Source organism: Xenorhabdus sp. PR6a, assembly GCF_028599065.1.
Classification (GTDB): domain Bacteria; phylum Pseudomonadota; class Gammaproteobacteria; order Enterobacterales; family Enterobacteriaceae; genus Xenorhabdus; species Xenorhabdus doucetiae.
On record NZ_JAQRFJ010000002.1, the window covers coordinates 58,212 to 81,965 of the forward strand.

19 protein-coding genes, 6 tRNA genes and 1 pseudogene are annotated in these 23,754 nt (G+C 45.2%); 18 read left to right on the plus strand and 8 right to left on the minus strand.

The window, feature by feature from the left end:
- Positions 1-17: 17 nt before the first annotated feature.
- Both rtxC and rtxH read right to left on the minus strand, forming a co-directional pair.
- On the minus strand, positions 18-479 hold the full coding sequence (gene rtxC, locus PSI15_RS00880) for an RTX toxin-activating lysine-acyltransferase RtxC (protein ID WP_273581899.1): 462 nt from the start codon (positions 477-479) through the stop codon (positions 18-20).
- A gap of 34 nt (positions 480-513) precedes the next feature.
- On the minus strand, positions 514-894 hold the full coding sequence (rtxH, locus tag PSI15_RS00885; protein WP_273581900.1) for a protein RtxH: 381 nt from the start codon (positions 892-894) through the stop codon (positions 514-516).
- Between the two features lie 524 nt (positions 895-1,418).
- On the opposite strand from rtxH, the gene PSI15_RS00890 reads away from it, so the two are divergent.
- The 9 genes from PSI15_RS00890 (at position 1,419) to fur (ending at position 10,524) form a co-directional block, all read left to right on the plus strand.
- Positions 1,419-3,524: a peptidase domain-containing ABC transporter gene (locus PSI15_RS00890; RefSeq protein WP_273581901.1), complete on the plus strand. Its 2,106-nt coding sequence runs from the start codon at positions 1,419-1,421 to the stop codon at positions 3,522-3,524.
- Positions 3,517-4,872, plus strand: coding sequence for an HlyD family type I secretion periplasmic adaptor subunit (locus tag PSI15_RS00895; RefSeq protein WP_273581902.1), 1,356 nt, complete (start codon positions 3,517-3,519; stop codon positions 4,870-4,872). Before PSI15_RS00890 ends, PSI15_RS00895 begins: the two co-directional genes overlap by 8 nt.
- Before the next feature lie 2 nt (positions 4,873-4,874).
- Positions 4,875-7,049, plus strand: coding sequence for a type I secretion system permease/ATPase (locus PSI15_RS00900; protein WP_443256051.1), 2,175 nt, complete (start codon positions 4,875-4,877; stop codon positions 7,047-7,049).
- 113 nt (positions 7,050-7,162) lie between these two features.
- Entirely contained in the window at positions 7,163-8,161 is a 999-nt protein-coding gene (locus PSI15_RS00905; RefSeq protein WP_273581903.1) for a GlxA family transcriptional regulator, read from the plus strand.
- A gap of 59 nt (positions 8,162-8,220) precedes the next feature.
- Entirely contained in the window at positions 8,221-8,469 is a 249-nt protein-coding gene (locus PSI15_RS00910) for a type II toxin-antitoxin system CcdA family antitoxin (RefSeq protein ID WP_273581904.1), read from the plus strand.
- A complete protein-coding gene (locus PSI15_RS00915; RefSeq protein ID WP_273581905.1) occupies positions 8,469-8,789 on the plus strand; it encodes a CcdB family protein in 321 nt (106 codons plus the stop codon). The genes PSI15_RS00910 and PSI15_RS00915 overlap by 1 nt, the downstream gene beginning before the upstream one ends.
- Positions 8,790-8,885: 96 nt before the next feature.
- Positions 8,886-9,176 carry a LexA regulated protein gene (gene ybfE, locus PSI15_RS00920; protein ID WP_045969581.1) on the plus strand — a complete coding sequence of 97 codons (291 nt, stop codon included), beginning with the start codon at positions 8,886-8,888 and terminating at the stop codon, positions 9,174-9,176.
- Positions 9,177-9,351: 175 nt separating this feature from the next.
- Entirely contained in the window at positions 9,352-9,885 is a 534-nt protein-coding gene (fldA, locus tag PSI15_RS00925) for a flavodoxin FldA (RefSeq protein ID WP_273551601.1), read from the plus strand.
- 186 nt (positions 9,886-10,071) lie between these two features.
- Positions 10,072-10,524, plus strand: a complete 453-nt coding sequence (gene fur, locus PSI15_RS00930) for a ferric iron uptake transcriptional regulator (protein WP_045969577.1) — start codon at positions 10,072-10,074, stop codon at positions 10,522-10,524.
- Between the two features lie 133 nt (positions 10,525-10,657).
- On the opposite strand, the gene PSI15_RS00935 is transcribed toward fur, so the two are convergent.
- The 3 genes and pseudogenes from PSI15_RS00935 to nagE all read right to left on the minus strand — a co-directional run.
- Positions 10,658-13,363, minus strand: coding sequence for a beta-N-acetylhexosaminidase (locus tag PSI15_RS00935; RefSeq protein WP_273581906.1), 2,706 nt, complete (start codon positions 13,361-13,363; stop codon positions 10,658-10,660).
- Between the two features lie 235 nt (positions 13,364-13,598).
- On the minus strand, positions 13,599-15,266 hold the full coding sequence (gene glnS, locus PSI15_RS00940; protein ID WP_273581907.1) for a glutamine--tRNA ligase: 1,668 nt from the start codon (positions 15,264-15,266) through the stop codon (positions 13,599-13,601).
- Positions 15,267-15,486: 220 nt separating this feature from the next.
- Positions 15,487-16,980 (minus strand): annotated as a pseudogene (gene nagE / locus PSI15_RS00945) (N-acetylglucosamine-specific PTS transporter subunit IIBC); the annotation flags it as partial.
- Between the two features lie 379 nt (positions 16,981-17,359).
- On the opposite strand from nagE, the gene nagB reads away from it, so the two are divergent.
- From nagB to PSI15_RS00990, 9 genes are all read left to right on the plus strand, one after another.
- On the plus strand, positions 17,360-18,166 hold the full coding sequence (gene nagB / locus PSI15_RS00950) for a glucosamine-6-phosphate deaminase (RefSeq protein WP_273581908.1): 807 nt from the start codon (positions 17,360-17,362) through the stop codon (positions 18,164-18,166).
- 24 nt (positions 18,167-18,190) lie between these two features.
- Entirely contained in the window at positions 18,191-19,348 is a 1,158-nt protein-coding gene (gene nagA, locus PSI15_RS00955; protein ID WP_273581909.1) for an N-acetylglucosamine-6-phosphate deacetylase, read from the plus strand.
- A 12-nt stretch (positions 19,349-19,360) separates the two neighbouring features.
- On the plus strand, positions 19,361-20,584 hold the full coding sequence (nagC, locus tag PSI15_RS00960; protein WP_273581910.1) for a DNA-binding transcriptional regulator NagC: 1,224 nt from the start codon (positions 19,361-19,363) through the stop codon (positions 20,582-20,584).
- A gap of 155 nt (positions 20,585-20,739) precedes the next feature.
- A tRNA-Met gene (locus tag PSI15_RS00965) sits at positions 20,740-20,816 on the plus strand.
- A gap of 5 nt (positions 20,817-20,821) precedes the next feature.
- Positions 20,822-20,906, plus strand: a tRNA-Leu gene (locus tag PSI15_RS00970).
- Between the two features lie 69 nt (positions 20,907-20,975).
- Positions 20,976-21,050, plus strand: a tRNA-Gln gene (locus tag PSI15_RS00975).
- Positions 21,051-21,133: 83 nt separating this feature from the next.
- Positions 21,134-21,208, plus strand: a tRNA-Gln gene (locus PSI15_RS00980).
- 41 nt (positions 21,209-21,249) lie between these two features.
- Positions 21,250-21,326: transfer RNA gene (locus PSI15_RS00985), tRNA-Met, on the plus strand.
- A 14-nt stretch (positions 21,327-21,340) separates the two neighbouring features.
- A tRNA-Gln gene (locus PSI15_RS00990) sits at positions 21,341-21,415 on the plus strand.
- Positions 21,416-21,584: 169 nt separating this feature from the next.
- Here PSI15_RS00990 and PSI15_RS00995 read toward each other — a convergent pair.
- The 3 genes from PSI15_RS00995 to ubiF all read right to left on the minus strand — a co-directional run bounded on the left by PSI15_RS00995 (position 21,585) and on the right by ubiF (position 23,719).
- On the minus strand, positions 21,585-21,953 hold the full coding sequence (locus PSI15_RS00995; protein ID WP_273581911.1) for a hypothetical protein: 369 nt from the start codon (positions 21,951-21,953) through the stop codon (positions 21,585-21,587).
- A 15-nt stretch (positions 21,954-21,968) separates the two neighbouring features.
- Positions 21,969-22,259 (minus strand): hypothetical protein, encoded by a 291-nt coding sequence (locus PSI15_RS01000; RefSeq protein ID WP_273581912.1) that lies wholly within the window; start codon positions 22,257-22,259, stop codon positions 21,969-21,971.
- A gap of 272 nt (positions 22,260-22,531) precedes the next feature.
- On the minus strand, positions 22,532-23,719 hold the full coding sequence (gene ubiF / locus PSI15_RS01005; protein ID WP_273581913.1) for a 3-demethoxyubiquinol 3-hydroxylase: 1,188 nt from the start codon (positions 23,717-23,719) through the stop codon (positions 22,532-22,534).
- Positions 23,720-23,754 lie beyond the last annotated feature (35 nt).

Below are 23,754 nucleotides of genomic sequence, written 5' to 3' on the forward strand. Positions count from 1 at the left end.
GATATTGGGCAGAAAAATTAAACAATAAACCACTGCACCCGACGGATACAGTGGTCATTTTGAACATCCAGAGTTCCCCTGACGGTGCAGGCTTTTTGCCCTTTCCATGCCGCAAAGACCCGCCGGCGAAGATCGCAGGCAATGGCACGCGCATGACCGAAAGGCGCAATCATCTCTGGAAAAAAGATATGCTGACCGGAACGCCAATCTTCTCGCGAAATTTCCCGTTCGCCGGCCAGGATTGCATCCCGACTGCTGTCAGACAAAAAAGCCCAATTACAAAAAGCAACTGGGCGTTGATGTTCATCTTCGTAGTAGCAAAACTGATTAAGCTGGAATGATGGCAAGATACGTTGTTGCCATTCAGCAACTAAATAACGTCGGTGCAAGGGGGAGTGCTGACAAAGCAGCATCACTCCGCCCATCATTGCCTGTATCTCATTCGCACTCAGTGTTGCCGGTTGATGTGTGATCATCATAGGTTAGCAACTACCTGATAACGTTTTGCGGATATTATTTTGCTGTTTCAGCGTTGCGCGGTGAACGTTTTTTCGGTTCAGCGGTTTCTGCCACAGCCGCTTGTGCTGCAACCGGTTTTTCGCCTTCATTGTGCGTTGCCGGATGCGTTTCAGGCACAGGTAAAAAACCCGCGTCAATCAGTTTGCTGATTTCGGCTTCCATTCTGGGATCTTCAAGCATACTTTTGACCATGGAAACCATATACATAAAACCAGAAGCTGGCATATGAATAACTTGTTTTAACTGTAATTCCTGATCATTCTCTGCCAGCATACCACTCGCCATACGATTAGGCTCTTGCCCGACAAAATACAGAGAAAATACGCCTTTGTTATAATTAACACTTGAGACGGTTTGAACAAATTTTTCAGACATAGCATTATCCATTAAATAAATATTAATTTAATGTTAAGATTGCATTAAATTAAAATGATTAAATTATAAATGACCCCATATATCCTATAGTTTCATTTATGATTAAACCTGATTACTACGGTTATCTGATGAAGCTAAAGTAATTGCATTTTCCTTTATCTTTCAGTAATTATTCTTTTTCAGATCCTATTCACCTTCAAAAATTATCCCAAATACAAGATGGCAAGCAGAGTGCAAACCGATTAAGTATGGAGCAAACAATGAGATGATTTCCCTACTACATTTATCGACTAATTTAGATAAAAATATATCCATTTACGGGCTAAAATCAACATATAAATAGTAAAATGTCCATTTAGTCTCTATATTTTGTCCCAATTACCCACACGCATCGGCGCTTTGATCACAGATAATATCTTTTAATAAATTTGTTAAAATTATTTAAAAAAATAAATGACTCACTATTTCCCCAGGTTCTCTCTTTAATCAAGAGCGTGATTTTTTATTTAAAAAGATTTGATTTAATGAATGAAATAGAAAAAACAATAATATCATTAATTAATTTAATAATAATGATATCTAATAAGAACCATACGACCACCTCAAATAAAAACTTAAATAATGATGATGATTATATTTCCACTCTAAACAGGCTACAAAAAGAATGCAATATTAAAATTAAAAATAAATACTCTATAAATAAGAAGTTAGGTGACATATCCCTGCCTGCCATTTTGTTCGGCAACGATGGACAACCTTTCATTCTGGCTAAACATGATGAGCAACGGGTATTAATCCAAAAACCCAACCAAGGAACGCCAGAAGTATTAGATAAAGAGGAATTTATCAATCTGTGGAGCGGTAAATGGATAGAAATAAAACAAAAAAGCAACCAATTTAATATTCGCTGGTTTATCCCTGAATTTGTCAGGCAAAAGAAGAACCTGACGGAGATACTCCTGTTCTCCTTCGTTCTGCAAATTCTGGCGCTTATCTCTCCGCTGGTCGTACAGGTTGTCATGGATAAGGTTCTCGTGCATCAGGCGTTTTCCACATTGGATGTCCTGATTTTCGGGCTGGTGGCTGCCGGATTGATTGAAATCATTCTGCGAGGCTTACGTGAATATCAGTATGCTCACACCGCCAACCGGATTGACATCAAACTGGGGTTAAAGCTGGTTAATCACCTGTTTGGCCTGCCATTGCTCTTTTTTAAATCCCGTCAAGTGGGAGCGATTGTGACACGGGTACGGGAACTGGAAACAATTCGGGAGTTTTTAACCGGTTCCATGTTTACCCTGTGTATCGACGTGCTGTTCATGTTTGTCTTTATTTATGTCATGAGCTTACTGTCCGGTCTGCTGACGCTGATCTTCCTGCTGACCTTGCCCTGCTATGCCCTGCTTGCCTGGTGGGTGACGCCGAAAATTGAAAAAGCAGTGGAAAAACAGTTCACACATGCAGCCATGAATACCTCTTTCCTGACCGAAACCGTGGCCGGTGCCGAGACACTGAAAAGCCTTGCGGCTGAACCCCGCTTTATCCGCCGTTGGGATAGCCAGACTGAACAGATGGTCAGCACCAGTTATGATGTGCAGCAATGGGATAACCGTTCCGGTCATCTGGTGACGGTGTTACAAAAAGTCACCAGTGCGGTCATTATTTGGTTAGGGGCTTCACAAGTGCTTTCCCTGCATATGACCATTGGTCAGTTAATTGCTTTCAATATGATGGTCAGTCACACTCAGCAACCCCTGTCTAAGTTGGTGCAACTCTGGGGGCAATTTATCCGCTCACGCATTGCCATTGATAAGCTGGGCGATATGTTGAATCTGCCGACAGAACAACAATCAGGTAACCAACAAGTGGCGTTGCAAGGGGCAATCTCATTTGCTGATATCGTCTTTCGTTATCAGCCTGATCTTCCACCTACCATCAATCATTTCACGCTGGATATTCGGGCGGGAGAAACCGTGGGCGTTGTCGGCACCTCGGGGTCTGGAAAAAGCACCCTTGCACGTTTGCTGTTACGGCTTTACACCCCAGAAAGTGGGGCTATTACGCTCGATGGCATTCCTTTGCAAAATCTCAATATTGCATCCATCAGGCAGCAGATCGGTATCGTTTTGCAAGAAAACTTTCTGTTTCATAAAACCGTGTATGAGAATTTGTCTCAATCATGCCCTGATGCCCCATTATCCGCAGTCATAGTGGCGGCAAAACTGGCAGGGGCACACGATTTTATTCTCAGGTTGCCGCTGGGGTATGACACGGTGATCGCGGAAGGGGGGCAATCGCTCTCAGGCGGTCAACGACAGCGTCTGGCCATTGCCAGAACCCTGCTGTCAGATCCTAAGATCTTGATCTTGGATGAAGCCACCAGCGCACTGGATGATGAATCACAAGCCATCATTCAAGCCAATATGGCGGCTATTGCCCAAGGCCGAACGGTTATCACCATTGCCCACCGGCTTTCCACGGTGCGCAAATGTGACCGGATCATTGTATTAAACCAAGGCCAAATCATCGAACAAGGTCGCCATGAACAGCTTCTGCAACAAGGCCAACACTACCGAAAACTTTGGCAGTTACAACAAGAACTCAAACAGGAGGAGCCTGCCCATGTTTAAGGCTATCTTGCGCAGAGGGATCACGCGGTTACGAATGACTCGCCCCCATTATGATTTTTTACCGACACATCTGGCCTTGTCGCAACAGCCACCGTCCCCGTTCGCCCGTTATACGGCAATCACGCTGAGTATCAGCGTTCTGGTTGCCCTGCTATGGGCGTGTCTGGGGAAACTGGATGTACAGGCAACCGCCACCGGACGCTTGATAGCTTCTGGCCGTTCCCAAATCATTCAGGCTTACGAACAGAGCCGCCTGATGGCGATTCATGTCACCAACGGTCAGCACGTCGAGAAAGATACCCCCTTGCTTACGCTTAATACGCTCGGCGTCAATCAGGATATTGCGCGTTTGTTCGAACAACGCGACTATACGATAGAAGAGGAAATCCGTTATCACGCTCTGCTTGAGAAGCATGATCCCAAGTCCCTGCCACTTTTCCAGCAGCAACCCGCAAACCGGCAAGAAAAAATTCTGACGCATTACTATCACGAAAAGCAGGAATTTGACTCAATCATTCACAATATCCATGCGGAAATGGCGGTGAATCTGGCTTCACAAACATCACGCAATAGCGATATACGCTCATTGACCCATCTGCGTGACAATATCAACCAGCGTTTGCTGGCGCGAAAGACCTTGAGCCAAAAGCAGGTTATCAGCAAGGTAGAATATCTGGAACAAGAAAAAGAATTTCTGGAAACGGAAAGGCTGATCGCTCAACAAAAATCAGAACTGGGTATTTTGGTGACGCAATACAAAAGTCTGGAAGAACGTTTCAAGGGCGTCAAAATACAAAAAGAGCGGGAATGGTTTGAGAAAAGAAAACAAGCAGAAATGCAATTGGCTGTCATAAAACAAGAAATCTCCAAAATGCAAGAGCGGGAAGCGCTTGAGGTGGTACGCTCACCGGTGAGCGGCACGGTTCAGCAGTTGAGTGTCCACACCCTTGGCGCCGTTTTGCAACCGGCACAGAATTTAATGGTGATTGTGCCTGATGAGCATGTCCAACTCGCTGAAATCCAAATCCTCAACAAAGATGTCGGTTTTGTCTATCCCGGTCAGCTCGTCACAGTTAAAGTCGATGCTTTCCCTTATACCCGTTATGGCACTCTTGAAGGGGAATTGCTCAGCGTCTCCAGAGATTCCACCCATGATGAACGGCTGGGTCTGGTGTTCCCCGCACAAATCAGCCTCAAACAGAACAATATCATGGTGGATGGCAAACCGGTTGAAATCACGGCGGGGATGTCCATTGTGGCGGAAATCAAAACCGATCAGCGAAGGGTGATTGATTATCTGCTCAGCCCAATTCAGGAATATCAATCTGAAGCGTTGAGGGAAAAATAATCATGGCTGAGATGTTCTCTTTCACCCACAGCGAAAATTTCACGCCTGATACTTCTGGTACTAACAACCGTGCATTAGATTGCATTGCCTATTTGGGCACACAGTTCCACAAAGTCGCGTCTGTCGAACAACTGCATCATGTTCTGGGCGTGGATTCCCTTGCGCTGATCGATACACAGCTACGTGAAGCGGCGGATGCCATTGGGTTGCACAGTAAATTTGAACAGCTGACAGCCGATACCGCCGCCACTTTACCGTTACCGGCATTGATTGAATTGGAGCAGCGCTGGTGGATACTGTCAGAAATCCGTCCTGACCGATTGACGGTGTTCGATCCCAGCAGCGGAAAATATGAAGCACATGCCTTGGCTCATTCAAGGCACGCTGAAAAAATGCATCACAACGGATACCAATATAAGATACTGCTGGTGGCGGATAAATCCCTGACTAAACAGCAGGTTAAATTTGGCCTAAGCTGGTTTTACCCCTCCATTTTCAGGCAAAAAAATCAGTTACGGGATATTTTTCTGTTTGCCATCGTGTTGCAACTTTTTGCCCTGGCTTCCCCGCTATTGTTTGAAAATATCATCGATAAGGTGTTGGTTGGACGCAGTATTTCCAGCCTGCATGTGCTGGGCATGGCGATGCTGGCGCTGGCATTGGCTGAACCGCTGTATGGCTTTTTGCGCAATACGGTGTTTGGGCATATGGCCAGCCAAATTAATGCTGAACTCTCCGGCAGGCTGTATCGCCATCTGGTAGGATTACCCCTGCCCTATTTTAAGCAACGGCAAACCGGGCAAATTATCGCCAGAGTTCGGGAAATGGCGCAGATCCGCCAATTTCTGACCGGATCAACCCTGATGCTGTTGCTTGACCTGATTTTCATCGTGCTGTTTCTGGGCGTGATGTTTCATTACTCCTCCCTATTAACCTGGATCGTCATCAGTTCACTGGCTCTCTACTTTTTGTTATGGATAGCTGTCGGGCCAATTATTCGGCGCAAGGTAGAAAAAGAGTACGAAGCGGATGCCAATGCCACCAGCTTTCTGACAGAAGCGGTCACAGGGATTGAAACCATCAAAACCACCGCTACCGAAAAACGCTTCTTGCACCAATGGCAAAAGGTATTGAGCCAGCAGTTAATCCGACGTTTTACCTCCCAAAAAAGCGGGCTGGCAGCAGGACAAGGAATTGAACTTATCCAAAAAGTGGTTGCTGCCCTGCTGCTGTGGTGGGGAGTCCGAGGGGTACTTGATGGCGAGTTATCTCCTGGTGAATTAATTGCTTTTAATATGCTGGCAGGGCATGTTACCCAACCCATTTTAAGGCTGGCACAAGTCTGGCAAGACTTTCAGCATACTCTGATCGCCTTGCGGCGGGTGGGGGATATTCTTGATGAGCCAATGGAAAACAGTAAACAGGGGTTAGCATCAGCTCCCGAACTGGCAGGCCAGATTGAGTTCAGAAATATACGCTTCCGCTATCATGCAGATACTCCAGAAGTGCTGGCAAATCTGTCACTGGAAATTAAAGCTGGGGAGTTTATTGGTATTACAGGGCCGTCGGGTTCCGGTAAGAGTACCTTAACCCGATTGTTGCAGCGCCTCTATGTACCGCAACACGGTCAGGTTTTGGTGGATGGCATGGATTTAGCGATTGCCGACCCCGTCTCACTGCGCCGTAATATGAGCGTGGTCTTGCAGGAGAGCATTCTGTTTTCCGGCAGCATCGCAGACAATATCCGCCTGTGCAAACCCAATGCCAGCGATGAAGAGGTCTATCGGGCTGCGACCTTAGCGGGCGCGGCTGATTTCATTAATGCCTTTCCCCATCAATTTGCGCATCCGGTTGGCGAAAAAGGAGGCAATCTTTCCGGTGGGCAGCGCCAACGTATCGCATTGGCAAGGGCATTACTGAGTGATCCCAAGATCTTGATCCTTGATGAAGCAACTTCCGCGCTGGATTATGAATCTGAAGCTGCCATCATGAGCAATATGGATGAAATCTGCCGGAACCGAACAGTGATAAGCATTGCTCACCGGCTCAATACCCTCCGCCATACGGATAAAATTTTTGTTTTAGATCAGGGGAAAATTGCTGAATCAGGTTCACATGATGCGCTGGTGCAACAAGAGGGTTTATATGCACAACTTTGGTATCAACAAACCCAGTGATTGCGACGAAAAAGAAATTCATGGAAGACACGAGACTTGTTTCGCCTTAGAATCAATTTCATTGTGACATTAACATAACGTGACAAAATGTTCTTAAGGAAGAGAATATCACTATGAAACAACTCTCTATTACAGCACTGGTTTTTTCTCACACCTCTGTCACATCGGTTGCTATGCCGATTGAAATTCTCACCCTTGCCGCCAACACCATTGGCGGCACAATGCCTCACGTCAACATTATCTCTGCGAGCCATCAGGGAATAACCCGTCAAAAAATCAATCATACCGATGATCTGCTTATGGACTCCGTTCCCTCCGCCCACGCCTCACTCCTCGCTGATCTCGGCGATGAACAGCAGCCCGATCTTATTCTGATAGGTTCACTGGGTTTCCCTGAGTGGGAACCGCGGCATTGCTCACAGGAAGTCATTGAGTGGCTTAAGGCAATGGATGAACTGCGTATTCCCATTGTTTCAATATGCTCAGGCACATTTATGCTTGCCAAAGCAGGATTATTAGATACCGGAGCCACAATCCACCCTCATTTTTCCCCTGAATTCAAAAAATTATTTCCCCATATTCCCCTTTACACCGACAAAAAAATCATCAGTGATAACCACCGTTTCTGTATCTCCAGTGCCTATGGATGTGGAAGCTATATGTTGAATATCGTTGAGTTGATATACGGACAATATGCCAGAGAGCAATGTGCAAAATTCTTGTTAGACGAAAATGACCACCCCGGCTCCTATGATCCCGCCAGTTTTGCCCCTTATCGCCAACATACCGATCCACTGATCCACAAACTGCAAGATTGGATGCATGCTTTCCCTTCTGAAATTTTATCTGTCGCCAATTTAGCAGATAAAATTCACCTGTGTGAACGCCAAATGAAACGGCGTTTTAAGCTCGCCACCGGAAAAACACCGATCCAATATATCCAACAGATCCGCCTGTCACAGGCAAAGTATTGGCTGGAAAAATCCCTGAAAACCATTGAAGAAATCAGTCATGAAGTGGGTTATGAGGATACCCGTTATTTCAGGGAGTTATTCAAACGTTGCAACGGGTTGACGCCAAAAGAGTACCGGCAGAAATATCATTACTGTTGATTTTTTGCTCTACCGGGATCATAATTATGCGCAGAGTATTGCGCATAAGAGACATTATCATGAGAACTTCGACCACCTCCCGCCATAGCATTAAAAAAAGCACGAATGTCTACCTGACTGCTGCCTTGGTTGAAACAGCCCGCAGCATGAATATCAACCTGTCAGCAACACTGGATAAATTGTTGGCACAGGAAATAGAGGCCAGAAAAAACGAACAAATACAGGAAAAACAGGATATGCAAGCTATGAACGCATTTATAGAACGAGCAGGAATGCTCACGGATGATGATTTTTTTGGGAGCCTGTAATGTCACAATTTGACGTATACCGAAACCCATCGGTTAAATCAAACCCACTTTGGCCTTATTATCTGATCATTCAGCATGATTATTTCGAAGATTTATCAACCCGATTAGTTGTACCGCTAGTGTCTAAGAATGATCTGAACCTCAACCAAAAACGTATAACCCCTCTCGTCAGTGTTAACGGCGCAGATTATTATGTCTTTACCCCTGCGATGACATTTCTTGATGCCAAAAAAATCAACAAAATGGACTTTGTTTGTAATGTCACAGCATCCAGAAGTGAAATAATTTCCGCTTTTGATGCCCTATTGACAAATACGTGACCAACAATCTCTCCCATCAAGCAGTAGCGACACGCGCCCAGCTAAGGTATTATTGCCCGCTATATTGTTGGTACACGCCCATTATCAATTGAATTTATGGCAAAAGAACAAACTGATCGCACCACACTGGATTTGTTCGCAGATGAACGCAGGCCAGGGCGACCTAAAACAAACCCGCTGTCCAGGGATGAGCAGCTTAGGATCAATAAACGCAACCAGTTGCGGCGAGATAAAGTCAAGGGACTGCGTCGAGTGGAACTCAAACTCAATGAAGATGCCGTCGATGCATTGAATCATCTGGCAAAACAGCGCAACATCAGCCGCAGTGAATTGATTGAACAAATGTTGCTAGCCCAACTGGCAGAAACAAATCACCTTGCCGGTTAACGGCTTTTATTAAACAGCAATAAAGCGCTATCACCACACAAATCTGACAGATTTGTCATGGATGTTTGGTCAGAATAACGCTTTTCATGTTACCCAAACTGACATTTTTCTAGCTGATTTCAGCGTGATGTGTATAACTTTAATGCACAGATAAAACAAGAGGTTAACCCATTTTATGGCAATAATAGGTCTATTCTTCGGCAGCGATACCGGCAACACAGAGAACATCGCCAAAATGATCCAAGAAAAATTGGGCGGTGCTGAGGTTGCTGAAGTCCACGATATTGCCAAAAGCAGCAAAGAAGATATTGAAGCCTTCGATATCCTGCTGCTTGGCATCCCAACTTGGTATTACGGCGAAGCCCAATGTGATTGGGATGATTTCTTCCCAACACTGGAAGAGATCAATTTCGAAGGGAAACTGGTTGCTTTGTTCGGCTGTGGTGATCAGGAAGATTATGCAGAGTACTTCTGTGATGCCATGGGCACCATCCGCGATATTATTGAACCCCGTGGCGCAATTATCGTAGGCCACTGGCCAACCGAAGGGTATCACTTTGAAGCCTCTAAGGGCATGGCCGACGATAACCATTTTATTGGTTTGGCCATTGATGAAGATCGCCAACCCGAACTGACGGATGAGCGCGTTGAAGCCTGGGTACAACAGATCAAGGCTGAAATGAGCCTGTCAGAGATCCTGGGTGCATAATCCGGGAATAAGCACCCTTTCAGGCAGGATAATTCCTGCATAATGTGTCATGATATCGGACCAGGCATGGTTTTCATTTTAAATATCCATGCCTATAATCAGCAATGTGAAACAGAATCATGATTCCCTCACGATACCCCCAAGTATCATAAGTTCACTTAACCCAAGTTACAGGACTGAATCCGCATGACCGACAACAATAAAGCATTGAAAAATGCTGGACTTAAAGTAACACTTCCGCGCTTGAAAATTCTGGAAGTGCTACAGGACCCAGAATGCCATCATGTCAGTGCGGAGGATCTCTACAAAAAACTGATTGATATCGGTGAAGAGATTGGCCTCGCCACTGTCTATCGCGTGTTGAACCAGTTCGATGATGCCGGCATTGTTACACGCCACAATTTTGAAGGTGGTAAATCGGTTTTTGAACTCACTCAGCAACATCACCATGACCACCTGATTTGTCTCGACTGCGGTAAAGTCATTGAATTTAATGATGAGTTTATTGAAGAGCGCCAGAAAAACATCGCTGACCGTTATGGCATTAAGCTCTCAAACCACAGCCTCTATTTATATGGTCACTGTGCTACTGGTGATTGCCGCAAAGATAACGCGCTTCATGATGAAAAGGCAGGATAAGTAAACGCCAATGAAGTGATTAAAAAATTGGCTTCGGTTGGTTGTTCGTCTGAATAAGCTACTGCCGATTAGCACTCTCGCTAATCGGCAGTAGCTTATTCAATTTATTGCACTTATTTCTCAAAACGAATCATTAAAATTTCACTTCATCTATACGGCTAAAACGTTTTCCATCCGTACTGACAGAACGAATTTTTACATTGCCGCTGACATGCGGCCGCTGCCTGTCATTGTAATTCTGCCATGTTTTCCCCTTATCCAGTGAGTATTGGATAACCACCCCCGGTAATGCGATATTGGCTTCCAGTGTACCAGCAACAATTTTGCCGCCCGGCACAGGCAAACGATAGGCTATTTTAGCTTTATCCAGTTTAGCCAGCTCACGCTGCCCCATCAGGTTAGCAAAGCGTTCCCAGTCTTGTTGCAATAGCACAGTATCAACATAGTGTGTTATTCCACCCTTATATTCCCTGCCCTGCTGATAATTCTGCTCCCATTCTGCCTGATGCCATGCCCGTTCCGCCAGCGGCAGTAAGCGAGGATAGATCATATATTCCATTTGTTCATCGGTACGCACGGTTTCACTCCATGACTGTCCCGACAGGCCATAAGCGCCCGGCCAGCGTTTATTGCTATGGGAATTAAAGTGGTTACCATCGCGATCTACTGAGGTTTCCGCATTTTGTGGCAGGTTGTTCGGCGCAAAGCTGAAAATTTTCGCCTCATCATTAAAGCGCGTTGCCCAATAATAGCCCCGCTCTTGCGGATGGACTTCATAGGGCATATCTAAATAGACATAATCCGGGCTGGAAATAACCACCCGATAGCCCTTATTCGCCCAGTCATTCACTGAATCCGTACCTCCCCAATACAAGGTATCCCAGAAATTCACTGCAACCTGTTTAGTGGCGAACTCTTTGGCTGATTTAGCGTGTTTCAGGCCATCCTGCCATGCTTGCATTGTGCTGATACCGTGGGCATTGACGATTTTGCTGACTTCAATCGCAAAATAACTGGCGAGTTCATCAACATCTTTAACAACACCTTGCGCAACCAGCTTCTGACAAGCCTGAGATTTCGCCCACGGCTTATCTTCGATTTTCTGGTTGATAATTCCCTTGCCCGGCACAATCGGCCCATCTTTATCCTGATATCCTGCCCCCAAGCGAATATTTTTCGCCTCGTCACCACCAAAATGCCATGTATTCAATGGCAGCCCCGCTTCTTTGTGCATGGTAACAATTTCACTGATGACTTTATCGATAAACCGCTTTGAAGAATTCAGGCACGGATTAAGATAACTGTGGCGATCATAGAACTGGACGGAGGTGGTATTCGAGGTGTCTGCCGGATCAAGCAGGCGATATTCATTGGCTTCCTGCTCCTTGCCCTGCGCCATGAGTTTCTTATAACGCGCTTCCATCGATACCACCGCAGCACGCGCATGGGCGGGGAGATCAATTTCTGGAATGACGTCTATCTGGCGGGCTTTGGCATAGTTCAGAATATCAATGTAATCCTGACGGCTAAAATAACCACTGCCCATATTGTGATTATCCGGCCCCGATCCCAATTGCGGCAACAAGCACTGAGTTTCACTCAAATCATGGCAGCGCTGACTGCCGATTTCAGTCAATTCCGGTAACCCAGGGATTTCCAAACGCCAGCCTTCATCGTCACTTAAATGAAAATGGAATTTGTTCAGCTTATAGTGAGACATTTGGTCAAGCAGACGCAAAACTGCCGCTTTGCTATGGAAATTCCGCCCAACATCAAGAAATACACCACGATATTCAAACCGCGGGGCGTCTTTTGCCGTCAGCGTGGTAATGTTTGGAATGCCGTTGGCAGGAAGCAGGGAAAACAGGGATTGCAGGCCATAGAATACGCCGGACTGATCAAACCCGACGATTTTTGTTCCTTTGGTGGTAATCTCCAGCAAATATGCCCCCTTTACCCGCCAAGGCCCGGTAAATTGGTTGGCATTGATTTGCGTCGCTATGTGATAACCCTGATCGGTTAATTTAATGTCACGGGCTTGGAAACGCTCCCTGATCACGTTAATCGATTCGCTGCTCAACCCACCCAACTCTAATTTCACGCCACGGGATAAATCCACATCCTGAGAATGAATGGCAAGTGCTTTCGGTGTCGGAATAATCTGCCCTCTCAGTTTATCCTCGCTGATTGTTGCCACCTGCTGATTTTTGGCAAAGCGGTTTTCGGCTGTCATCAGGAGATTGTTATCCGTTGTGGTACGTTTCCACTGTTCGCCTTTCAGATCAGATAAAAATTCGCTGATATTCTCCGTATTGGTATTTGCCAATACCTTTGGTTTAGCATTACCGGAAGTGGCATACCAACGCGGCATAAAATCGGTACTGAAAATCTGCCAGTATTCGCCAATAATTGGTAATATGACCTTTTCATTGGCCTTGATGCCGGTAAATTTCTGCGTCGGTTCCAGTTTATGTAAGTCACCTGTGATAGGGGTAATTTTGTACTGATCATTATCCAGTTTCAGGATCTGGCGAATACTGTGAAAATAGAGCGCCCAATCTGAAGTATTGATGGCCTGATCACCGTTGCGCAAAATAATATTGACGCGATTACAGACCGCCGAATCCGCACCAAGCATGGCGCAATCTGTACCATGTGAACCCGCCTGATTATCAATGACGCTGAAATTAACCTTTAACTGACTGAGTAAATCTACGATCTGCTGTGATGACATGGGTTGTTGTGATGATATTGGTGATGCCATTTCTGCATGGGTACTGCCTATCAATCCAACTGCCGTAATAAGTGCTGCCAAGGTACGTAATTTTATGGTTTTCATAAATTACCTCGTCCGAACTGACTATTTTTTCGATGGACAAATTTTTTGGGCAAATAATGCACAAGCCTGATCAGGCAATAACCCTACACAATATAGGACTATAAGGCAATTTTTAATCTTAGCTGAAAGAGTTAATTTTCATTACGCGGTTATTAACGATAAAAAAAGCGTGAAGTCATCACGCTTTTTGCTGTATGGGCTAGAGAATCTGAATCAGATTATCTTTGTGAGATTGTTACTCTTGTGAGATTTTTGCCCAAGTATCACGCAGGCCAACGGTGCGGTTAAAGACCAGATGTTCCGTATTTGAGAGGCGGCTGTCAGCACAGAAATAACCTTCACGTTCAAACTGATAGGTTGTTTCTGGCAGTGCTTTTGCCAAGCCCGGCTCGACAAATCCTTTACGGATCACCAGCGACTCTGGATTGATGGTAGACAAGAAGTCGTCTTCTGCCCCCGGATTGGCCACACTGAACAGGCGGTCATACAGATAGAATTGCGCGGGTACGCCATGTGCCGCACTGACCCAGTGAATAACGCCCTTGACCTTGCGACCATCAGCGGGATCTTTGTTCAGGGTTTGCTCGTCATATTGACAATAAATCGTCGTGATATTGCCTGCCGCATCTTTCTCGACACGCTCTGCTTTAATCACATAAGCGTTACGCAGGCGCACTTCTTTACCCAGAACCAGACGCTTATATTGACGGTTGGCTTCTTCACGGAAATCCGCACGATCAATGTACAGTTCACGGCTGAACGGCACTTCGCGGCTGCCCATTTCGGGTTTGTTTGGATGGTTAGGCATCGTCAGAATCACTTCACCTTCCGGCATGTTTTCAATCACCAGTTTCACCGGATCAAGAACTGCCATCGCGCGCGGTGCATTTTCGTTCAGGTCATCACGGATGCAGGATTCCAATGCCGCCATTTCAACGTTGTTATCCTGTTTAGTCACCCCAATGCGGCGACAGAACTCACGGATAGCCGCCGAAGTATAACCACGGCGGCGTAAACCAGAAACGGTTGGCATACGGGGATCATCCCAACCATCAACGATGTTTTCTGTCACCAGTTGGTTAAGTTTACGCTTGGACATCACCGTATATTCCAGGTTCAGACGAGAAAACTCGTACTGGCGTGGATGGCAATCAATCGTAATGTTATCCAACACCCAATCGTACAAACGGCGGTTATCCTGAAATTCCAGCGTACAGATGGAATGGGTGATCCCTTCCAGCGCATCGGAAATGCAGTGCGTGAAATCGTACATCGGATAGATGCACCATTTATTTCCTGACTGGTGATGTTCTGCGAACTTGATGCGGTAAATGACCGGATCGCGCATCACAATAAACGGGGATGCCATATCAATTTTGGCACGCAGACACGCCTTACCTTCCGCAAATTCACCGGCACGCATTTTTTCAAACAGCGCCAAATTTTCTTCTGCGCTGCGCTCACGATACGGGCTGTTTTTGCCTGGCTCTTTTAACGTGCCACGATATTCCCGGATCGCTTCAGGACTCAATTCATCGACATACGCCAATCCCTTATTGATTAATTCAATGGCGTATTGATACAGGGTATCGAAATAGTCAGAGGAATAACGAATATCCCCACTCCACTGGAATCCCAACCACTGAACGTCATGCTTAATCGACTCAACGTACTCGATGTCTTCTTTGACTGGGTTGGTATCATCAAAACGTAGGTTGCATTGTCCCTGATAGTCTTGAGCGATGCCGAAGTTCAGGCAGATCGACTTGGCATGGCCGATATGCAGATAGCCGTTAGGCTCAGGCGGGAAACGGGTATGTACGGATGTATGTTTACCCGTTGCCAGATCTTCGTCAATAATCTGACGAATAAAGTTTGTCGGGCGGGCATCTGCCTCACTCATTGTTTTTTTCCTCAATGCAAAAAGCGCTTTAACATAACCCTCTATAATCTAATAAGCTGAACCGAGAAACAATACCTTTGATATTTAATCTACTTTCAAATGTATCACCATTGTTCGCCTTGTGAGCTGTAACTTGAAGTCTATAGGGATAGAACCCGGTGACCGCAAGAGCGATCACCGGAATATCATGTTCTGGAGCCCTCTGTTGTTACTGCGACAAGCCGTTTTCCAATATCTCTTTCATCGCATTAGCAATCAATTCTGCACGGGTTCCGACAATTATCTGAACACTCTGTTTATTCAGGCGGATAACACCTGAAGCACCCAGTTTTTTTGTTAATTGATCATTAACCAGACTTGAATCTTTCACAGATAAACGCAAGCGAGTGATACAAGCATCAATTTCCGTCAAATTATCTGAACCGCCTATTGCAGCAATGTAGTGAAAAGCTTCTTCCTGAATAGTATTCGCTGAATTTTTCTCTTTTTTCGCTACATCAACATCATAACCATCCGTTTCATCTGTCGCTGCCAGTTCACGCCCCGGTGTCATCAGGTTGAATTTTTTGATGGTGAAACGGAAGACAACATAGTAAAGGCAAAAGAAGACCAAGCCTTGTGGGATCAGCATATACCAATGGACAGCCAGAGGATTACGCGAGGAGAGCAGCATATCAACAAACCCCGCACTAAAGCCGAAACCGGCAATCCAGTGCATCGCTGCCGCAATGTAAACTGAAATCCCTGTCATTATGGCATGCAGAACATAAAGCACCGGTGCAACAAACATGAAAGAGAATTCCAGCGGTTCAGTGACACCGGTAAAAAAGGCCGCAAATGCTCCAGCCATCATGATACCGGCAACTTTGGCTCTATTTTCAGGCCGTGCGCAGTGGTAAATCGCCAACGCTGCACCCGGTAAGCCAAACATCATGATCGGGAAGAAGCCCGCTTGATAGCGACCAGTAATCCCCATAACCGCAGTGCCTGCTTCAATGGATTTCTGCCCACCAAGAAAGTTAGGAATATCATTAATACCAGCAACATCAAACCAAAATACTGAGTTCAGTGCATGATGCAGGCCAACTGGGATCAATAGACGATTAAAGAAAGCGTAAAAACCCGCTCCTGTTGACCCAAGATCCATAATGCTTTCACCAAATGCCACTAACCAACCATAAACGACAGGCCAGATAAACATCAGGATAAAAGAAATGATAATCATCAAGAAAGAGTTCAGGATGGGCACTAAACGACGGCCGCTAAAGAAAGACAGCGCTTGCGGCAATTCTACATTACTGTAACGGTTATACAGCTCAGCAGAGAATACCCCCACCAAGATCCCAACGAATTGGTTATTGATCTTGCCAAATGCTTTTGGGACTTCTTCAATCGGAATACTTTTAATCATTGCCACCGCAGCCGGAGAACATAATTTCATGACAACAATAAATCCGATGAGCCCCGCCAGTGCTGCGGCACCATCTTTATCTTTCGACATACCATAGGCAATACCGACTGCAAACAGCATCCCCATGTTTTCCAAAATGGCATTACCTGACGTGATCAGAAATGCCGCTAACGCGTTTTCGGCTCCCCAACCCGTTGGATCAATCCAATAACCTACACCAACTAATATTGCCGCTGCGGGCAACGTTGCCACAGGCACCATTAATGCCCGGCCAATCCGTTGTAAGTAGCTCAGAATATTCACTTATGCCCCCTTGAAGCTCCGTGATGGAGTCTTTTAGTTAATTAATGACGGATACCATCATTTATGGTTTTTTTGTTAAAACGTTTTCAGTCTAAAAAGATTATTTTGTATCGCAAATTAAATCCTTCTGATATGTGATTAAAATCACCAGAACAGATAATTTTTTAATCAAAATCCGGCTGGAACACAAAACTTATTTTGTGATATAAAATATCAATATCACATTGAATGGGATAAGGCTCTGTTCAAAAAAGATATTATGCGCGCTTTTGTTCTACAGTTATCACGCACTACACTGGTAACATTGAGAACTCTGATATCACATGTGCTGTGTATAACTCCCATAACTAAATTATTGCATCATTTTTAAGAGGTAATCATGAGGCTGATCCCCCTAACGACGGCAAGTGATGTTGGCCGATGGTCTGCTCACTATATTGTGAGTAAGATTAATGCGTTCAAACCAACGGCTGAACGCCCTTTCCTGCTTGGGCTTCCTACCGGCAGCACACCACTGACAACCTATAAGGAACTGATTTCCCTCTATCAAGCGGGAAAAGTGAGCTTCAAGCATGTTGTGACATTTAATATGGATGAATACGTGGGTTTGCCGGAAGATCATCCTCAAAGCTACCACTCATTTATGTACCAAAATTTCTTTAATCATATTGATATCCCAAAAGAAAATATCAATTTGTTAAACGGCAATGCGGAAGATATTGAGGTTGAATGCCAACGTTACGAAAATAAGATCAAATCGTATGGCAAGATACATTTATTTATGGGAGGTGTCGGTAATGATGGGCATATTGCCTTTAATGAACCAGCATCTTCCCTTTCTTCACGCACGCGAATCAAGACACTGACCATTGAAACACGGACAGCCAATTCCCGTTTTTTCAACAATGATGTGGAACAGGTCCCCAAATATGCCTTAACCGTGGGTGTGGGCACGTTAATGGATGCCGAAGAAATCATGATCCTGGCAACCGGGATGAATAAGGCGCAAGCCCTGCAAGCGGCGGTAGAAGGGAATATCAACCACATGTGGACAGTCTCCTGTCTCCAGATGCATCCAAAATCACTGATTGTCTGTGATGAACCCGCCACAATGGAACTCAAGGTCAAGACGGTGAAGTATTTCCACCAGTTAGAAGCTGACATCGTTAATGAATTCTCCAGCTAAACTGATTTAGGAGTTAAGATATCCATGTACGCATTAACTAATGGAATTATTTATACCGGATATGACCGGCTCGATAATCATGCAATCATCATCGCAGAGGGTTTAATTAAGCAAGTCTGTCCGGTAAACGAGTTGCCAGAAGAGATTGAGAAACACGATTTACAGGGCGCAAATCTCGCTCCCGGATTTATTGATCTACAAGTGAATGGCTGTGGTGGCGTCCAGTTTAATGAACGATTGGAAGATCTGTCAGAAGAGACGCTGCATACCATGCAGAAAACTAATCAGCGCTACGGTTGTACCAGTTTCCTGCCCACCCTTATCACCAGCCCCGATGAATTCATGATAAAAGCCATTGAAGTGATGCGCGCCTATCTGAAAAACAATCCCAATCAAGCATTAGGACTGCATTTGGAAGGACCTTATATCAATCCAATAAAAAAGGGCACTCACAATATCGCTTATATCCGCAAGCCCACGCCTGAAATGGTTAATTACCTGTGCCTGAATGCTGATGTTATCACCAAGATCACCCTCGCGCCTGAAATGGTAGAAAGCCAATATATTCAGCAACTGGCCGAAGCGGGTATTACGGTTTCGGCGGGTCATTCCAATGCAACTTATGAAGAAGCTCGTCACGGTTTCCAACATGGCATCACTTTCTCTACCCATTTATATAATGCCATGCCTCCAATTGCTGGCCGACAACCCGGGTTAGTCAGCGCCATTTATGATTCCTCAGAAGTCTATGCTGGTATTATCTGTGATGGAATGCATGTTTCATGGCCAAATATCCGCAATTCCAAGCGATTAAAAAATGAAAAACTGATCTTGGTCACCGACGCCATTGTTCCTGCCGGACTTTCCCATGATGCTATGGAACAATTTACCTTTGCTAATAAAACAATATATTATCGAAACGGTTTATGTGTTGATGTAAATGGAACACTGAGCGGTTCATCAAGCACCATGATGGATTGTGTCAAAAATAGTGTGGAACATGTTGGTATTGCTTTAGATGAAACGTTGCGTATGGTAACGCTTTACCCAGCCAGGGCAATCGGTGTTGATAAACGCCTCGGCACGATTGAATCCGGCAAGGTAGCGAATCTGACCGCATTTACTCACAATTTCAAAATCTGCAAGACCATTGTTAACGGAAATGAAATCAAACTACCGTGAGTATAAAGACTGATGAGTAATGAGAACGCGCAGAAGCAAATTGGGAATATTGATCTAGTCAAACAACTAAATAGCGCTGCGGTCTATCGGCTGATTGATCAGCATGGGCCAATATCACGCATCCAGATCGCAGAAGAGAGCCAGCTTGCTCCTGCCAGCGTAACCAAAATTACTCGTCAGTTGTTGGAACGGGGCCTGATAAAAGAGGTCGAACATCAGGCGTCCACTGGTGGAAGGCGCGCCATCTCCATTATTAGCGAAACACGGCATTTCCATACGATTGGCGTCCGGCTTGGGCGCCATGATGCAACTGTGGCGCTGTTCGATATGAGCGGCAAGACGTTGGTGGAAGCTCTCTATCCTGTACGGGAAAACACGCAGCAGGAAGTCGAAAAGCGAATTATTCACGCCATTGAAAGTTTCATTGACAAAAACCAGCGCCGTATCCGTGAACTGATCGCCATTTCCGTCATTCTTCCTGGCCTGGTTGACCATGACCACGGTATCATCCGCTACATGCCCCATATTAAGGTCGATAACTGGCCTTTGGTTGAGCGTCTCAAAACGTATTTCAATACCGTCTGCTTTATTGGGCATGATATTCGCAGCCTGGCATTGGCAGAAAGTTATTTCGGGGCAACGCGTGATTGTGAGGATTCCATTCTCGTGCGCATTCATCGCGGTACCGGGGCAGGTGTTATCGTTAGCAACAATATTCTGCTCAACAAACGCGGCAATCTGGGTGAAATCGGCCATATCCAGATCGATCCTCTGGGTGAACGCTGCCATTGCGGTAATTTTGGTTGTCTGGAGACCATCGCTTCCAATTCAGCAATAGAGTCCAAAGTACAACATCAATTACGTCAAGGTTTCCCAAGCCAGCTTGCCTTGAATAATTGTAATATCCATGCAATTTGCCTTGCCGCCAATGCGGGAGATCCGCTTGCAACCGAAGTCATCAGGCAAGTAGGGCACTACCTTGGCAAGGCCATTTCAATAGCGATTAACCTGTTTAATCCTCAAAAGGTAGTGATTGCAGGGGAAATCACTGAAGCAGAGCAGATATTGCTGCCGACGATTAAAAGCAGCATCAATACCCAAGTATTAAAAGCATTCCGCGAAGATCTCTCCGTGGTGGTTTCTGAGCTAAATCACTGTTCAGCGATTGGTGCATTCGCACTCACGAAACGGGCAATGCTGAATGGTGTCCTGTTGCAACATCTTCTTGGAGGATAATTTCAATCGTTTTCGTTGGCTTTGTCGACAAAACGCTTATAAGACAAACAAACAAACGATTTTGTGCATATTTCTTTAAAAAAGCAGTTGACGCATCTGCCTGATATACGCATAATGCGCCCCGCACCGCCGATGAAGGCAAAGCGAAAAAAGATGGCTACGTAGCTCAGCTGGTTAGAGCACAGCACTCATAATGCTGGGGTCACAGGTTCGATTCCCGTCGTAGCCACCATCTTTGCGGGAGTGGCGAAATTGGTAGACGCACCAGATTTAGGTTCTGGCGCCGCAAGGTGTGCGAGTTCAAGTCTCGCCTCCCGCACCATTTTCTTTATCGGGTTATACTTAGAATATGTCTTAGTAGCGATTTTAAGTTTTAGTGTGTTATTTCAGGTGGGGTATCGCCAAGCGGTAAGGCACCAGGTTTTGATCCTGGCATGCCCTGGTTCGAATCCAGGTACCCCAGCCATTTCACTGAAATAGCAAGTTAAAATGATATAACGTTAACTGAGCAATCTGAGGATAACAGAGGTTGCAGTGATAACACTCAGGTGGGGTATCGCCAAGCGGTAAGGCACCAGGTTTTGATCCTGGCATACCCTGGTTCGAATCCAGGTACCCCAGCCATATCACTGAACGTTGTCACAAATATTACGATTATCGTAAATGGCTACGTAGCTCAGCTGGTTAGAGCACAGCACTCATAATGCTGGGGTCACAGGTTCGATTCCCGTCGTAGCCACCATTTAAAAATTCAGTTGGGGTATCGCCAAGCGGTAAGGCACCGGATTCTGATTCCGGCATTCCCAGGTTCGAATCCTGGTACCCCAGCCAGTATTTTCAATGAGTTACATGATGTGACAAGGCCACCAAAAGGTGGTTTTTTTGTTTTCCATTTCGTCGTGCTTAGCCTCTTGATTTCCACAAGAACAAAACCACCTAATCGGATTTGTCTCTGTTATCCTGCAACTTGAGATCTATTGGGTATATGCGTTATTTAGGATCAAGCAGCTTGATCTTTTTTCTTGCCTTTCTTCGTCGACTTATTCTTTTCACTTTTGCAGACTACCTTGCTATGAAATTCTTTTAAAATCCGTTTCTTTTCACAGTCAGCAAAACGATTTAGCACCTGTCGGATGAGTGGCTGATAACCAAGACCATTTAGCTCCGCAATCAGCTTTAAATCTTCAATTAAAGATTTATTCAGTCTTATCGATATAGGTTGTAACTCAAGTTCTTCATTAATGAGTTCCTCTGCGATATCTTCAGATACTTTGACGTGAGCTTCGCTGCAACCAAGCTCGCGACTATCCCAAGCTTCATCAGTTGAAGCTATAAGGTCACTTTTTTGCTTATCACTTTGCTTGCTCATTTTTTTAATTCCCATTCATAAACCATATTTATTGTAAATGCGAAGTTCTTCACTATCAGGAACATACGCTGTTCTGATTGCAATACCTTTATCAGGATGAAAAATAAATACTACTTTTAGCGTCATTCCATAATCTGTCTCTGATATGAACCATTTCGTTGGAGGATTAGATCTGTTATCTTCCCTTGTGTCCTCAAGGAATCTCCCAACTCTATTAGAGAAACATTGCAATATATCTTCTTCATTTACCGGCGGTGTCTTGTCCGATAATTTTTGCCTAATCTTAGACGAAATAAGAAGCTTCATGTCCAATAGCAGCCTTCTTTTAGTATGTGAATAGTCAATTAAATTTTGTATATACAAAACATGACTTTACACAGCAGAAAACAATACTAGAACACATAACAATCCTTAGTATAACATCTAGATACACTAAAGAAAGCATACGTAATTCACAATATTTTGTATATACAAGCAAATGGATTAAATACAAGAGATGTGTAATATCGGCCATCCTTGGCGCCAGACTGGAACAAACAATAGTCAATTCTTGCTGTTTGATAAGAAGACAATCTCTATCACAACCCCAACGCATATTTCAGCGCAAGATTTTTCATGACGCCGGAACGCTGCGCGGCCATCAATGCCAGATTTCGTACCGTTTTCAATCCCGGTAAATCATGACTGAATGTGGTATGGAAAAAATCCATGCCTGCCTGCATCACCAAATTATCCGGCATCCTGCGACGCTGGTAACGCATCAAGACGGGCAAATCGTCCCACTCTTCCAATAATTCTTTAGCATTGGTCAGCACCTTGAGTAAAACATCCACATCCCGATAGCCTAAATTCACGCCCTGCCCTGCCAATGGATTGATGGTATGAGCCGCATCCCCCAACAAAACCAATCCTTCTTGTACGTAATGGCTGGCATGATGACGCGTCAGTGGAAATGAACCTGCGGCAATCGGGGTGACTTTACCCAAGCGTGTGGGAAATGCCTGAAAAATTTCCCGCTCAAGTTGTGCCATCGTCATCGACTGCAATTGGCGAATACGCGCCGGAGAATCGTACCAAACCAATGAAGCCCATTGATCAAATAACGGCAGGAAAGCCCTGGGGCCAGAAGGGAAAAATTGTTGCCATGTTGTATCTTGTTGAGGCTGGTCAGTCTTGACGGTGATCAGCATACACGACTGCCGATATTGCCACCCTTTACTGCCAATACCGGCCAATTGACGAACTTGAGAACGGGCACCATCGGCACCAATTATCAGCCGGGTATCCATTTCCGTGCCATCCGCCAATGCCACCCGCCAGGTTTTGTTCTCATGCTGGCGCTGCATAGATTTCAGCGCTGCGGGACAAAACAAGGTCAGATTGGGATAACGCTCAAACGCCTGCCACAATGCCAGTTGTAAGATGCGATTTTCAACCATGTATCCTAACTCTGGTAGCCCCAAACTTTCAGCGTCGAAAATGACGTTCGAATCATTTTGCTCCCAGGTTTCCAGCTTGCGATAAGGGGCGCTGCGCATTTGCAAGACATTTTCCCATGCTCCCAATTGTTTCAATAAATCCACCGAAGCACAGCTTATCGCAGAGATGCGAACATCGGGTTCACTCTCCGCATCGTAAGGTGCGGGAGAAGCGTGCTCCAATAATGCAACGCGCCAGCCTTCCTGCGCTAATCCCAATGCTGTCGCCGCGCCAATCATACCTGCGCCAACAACAACGATATCGAATTTTTGTTGAGGATTATTCATATTCATCACATCATTAACTTATTGATTAAAATAGT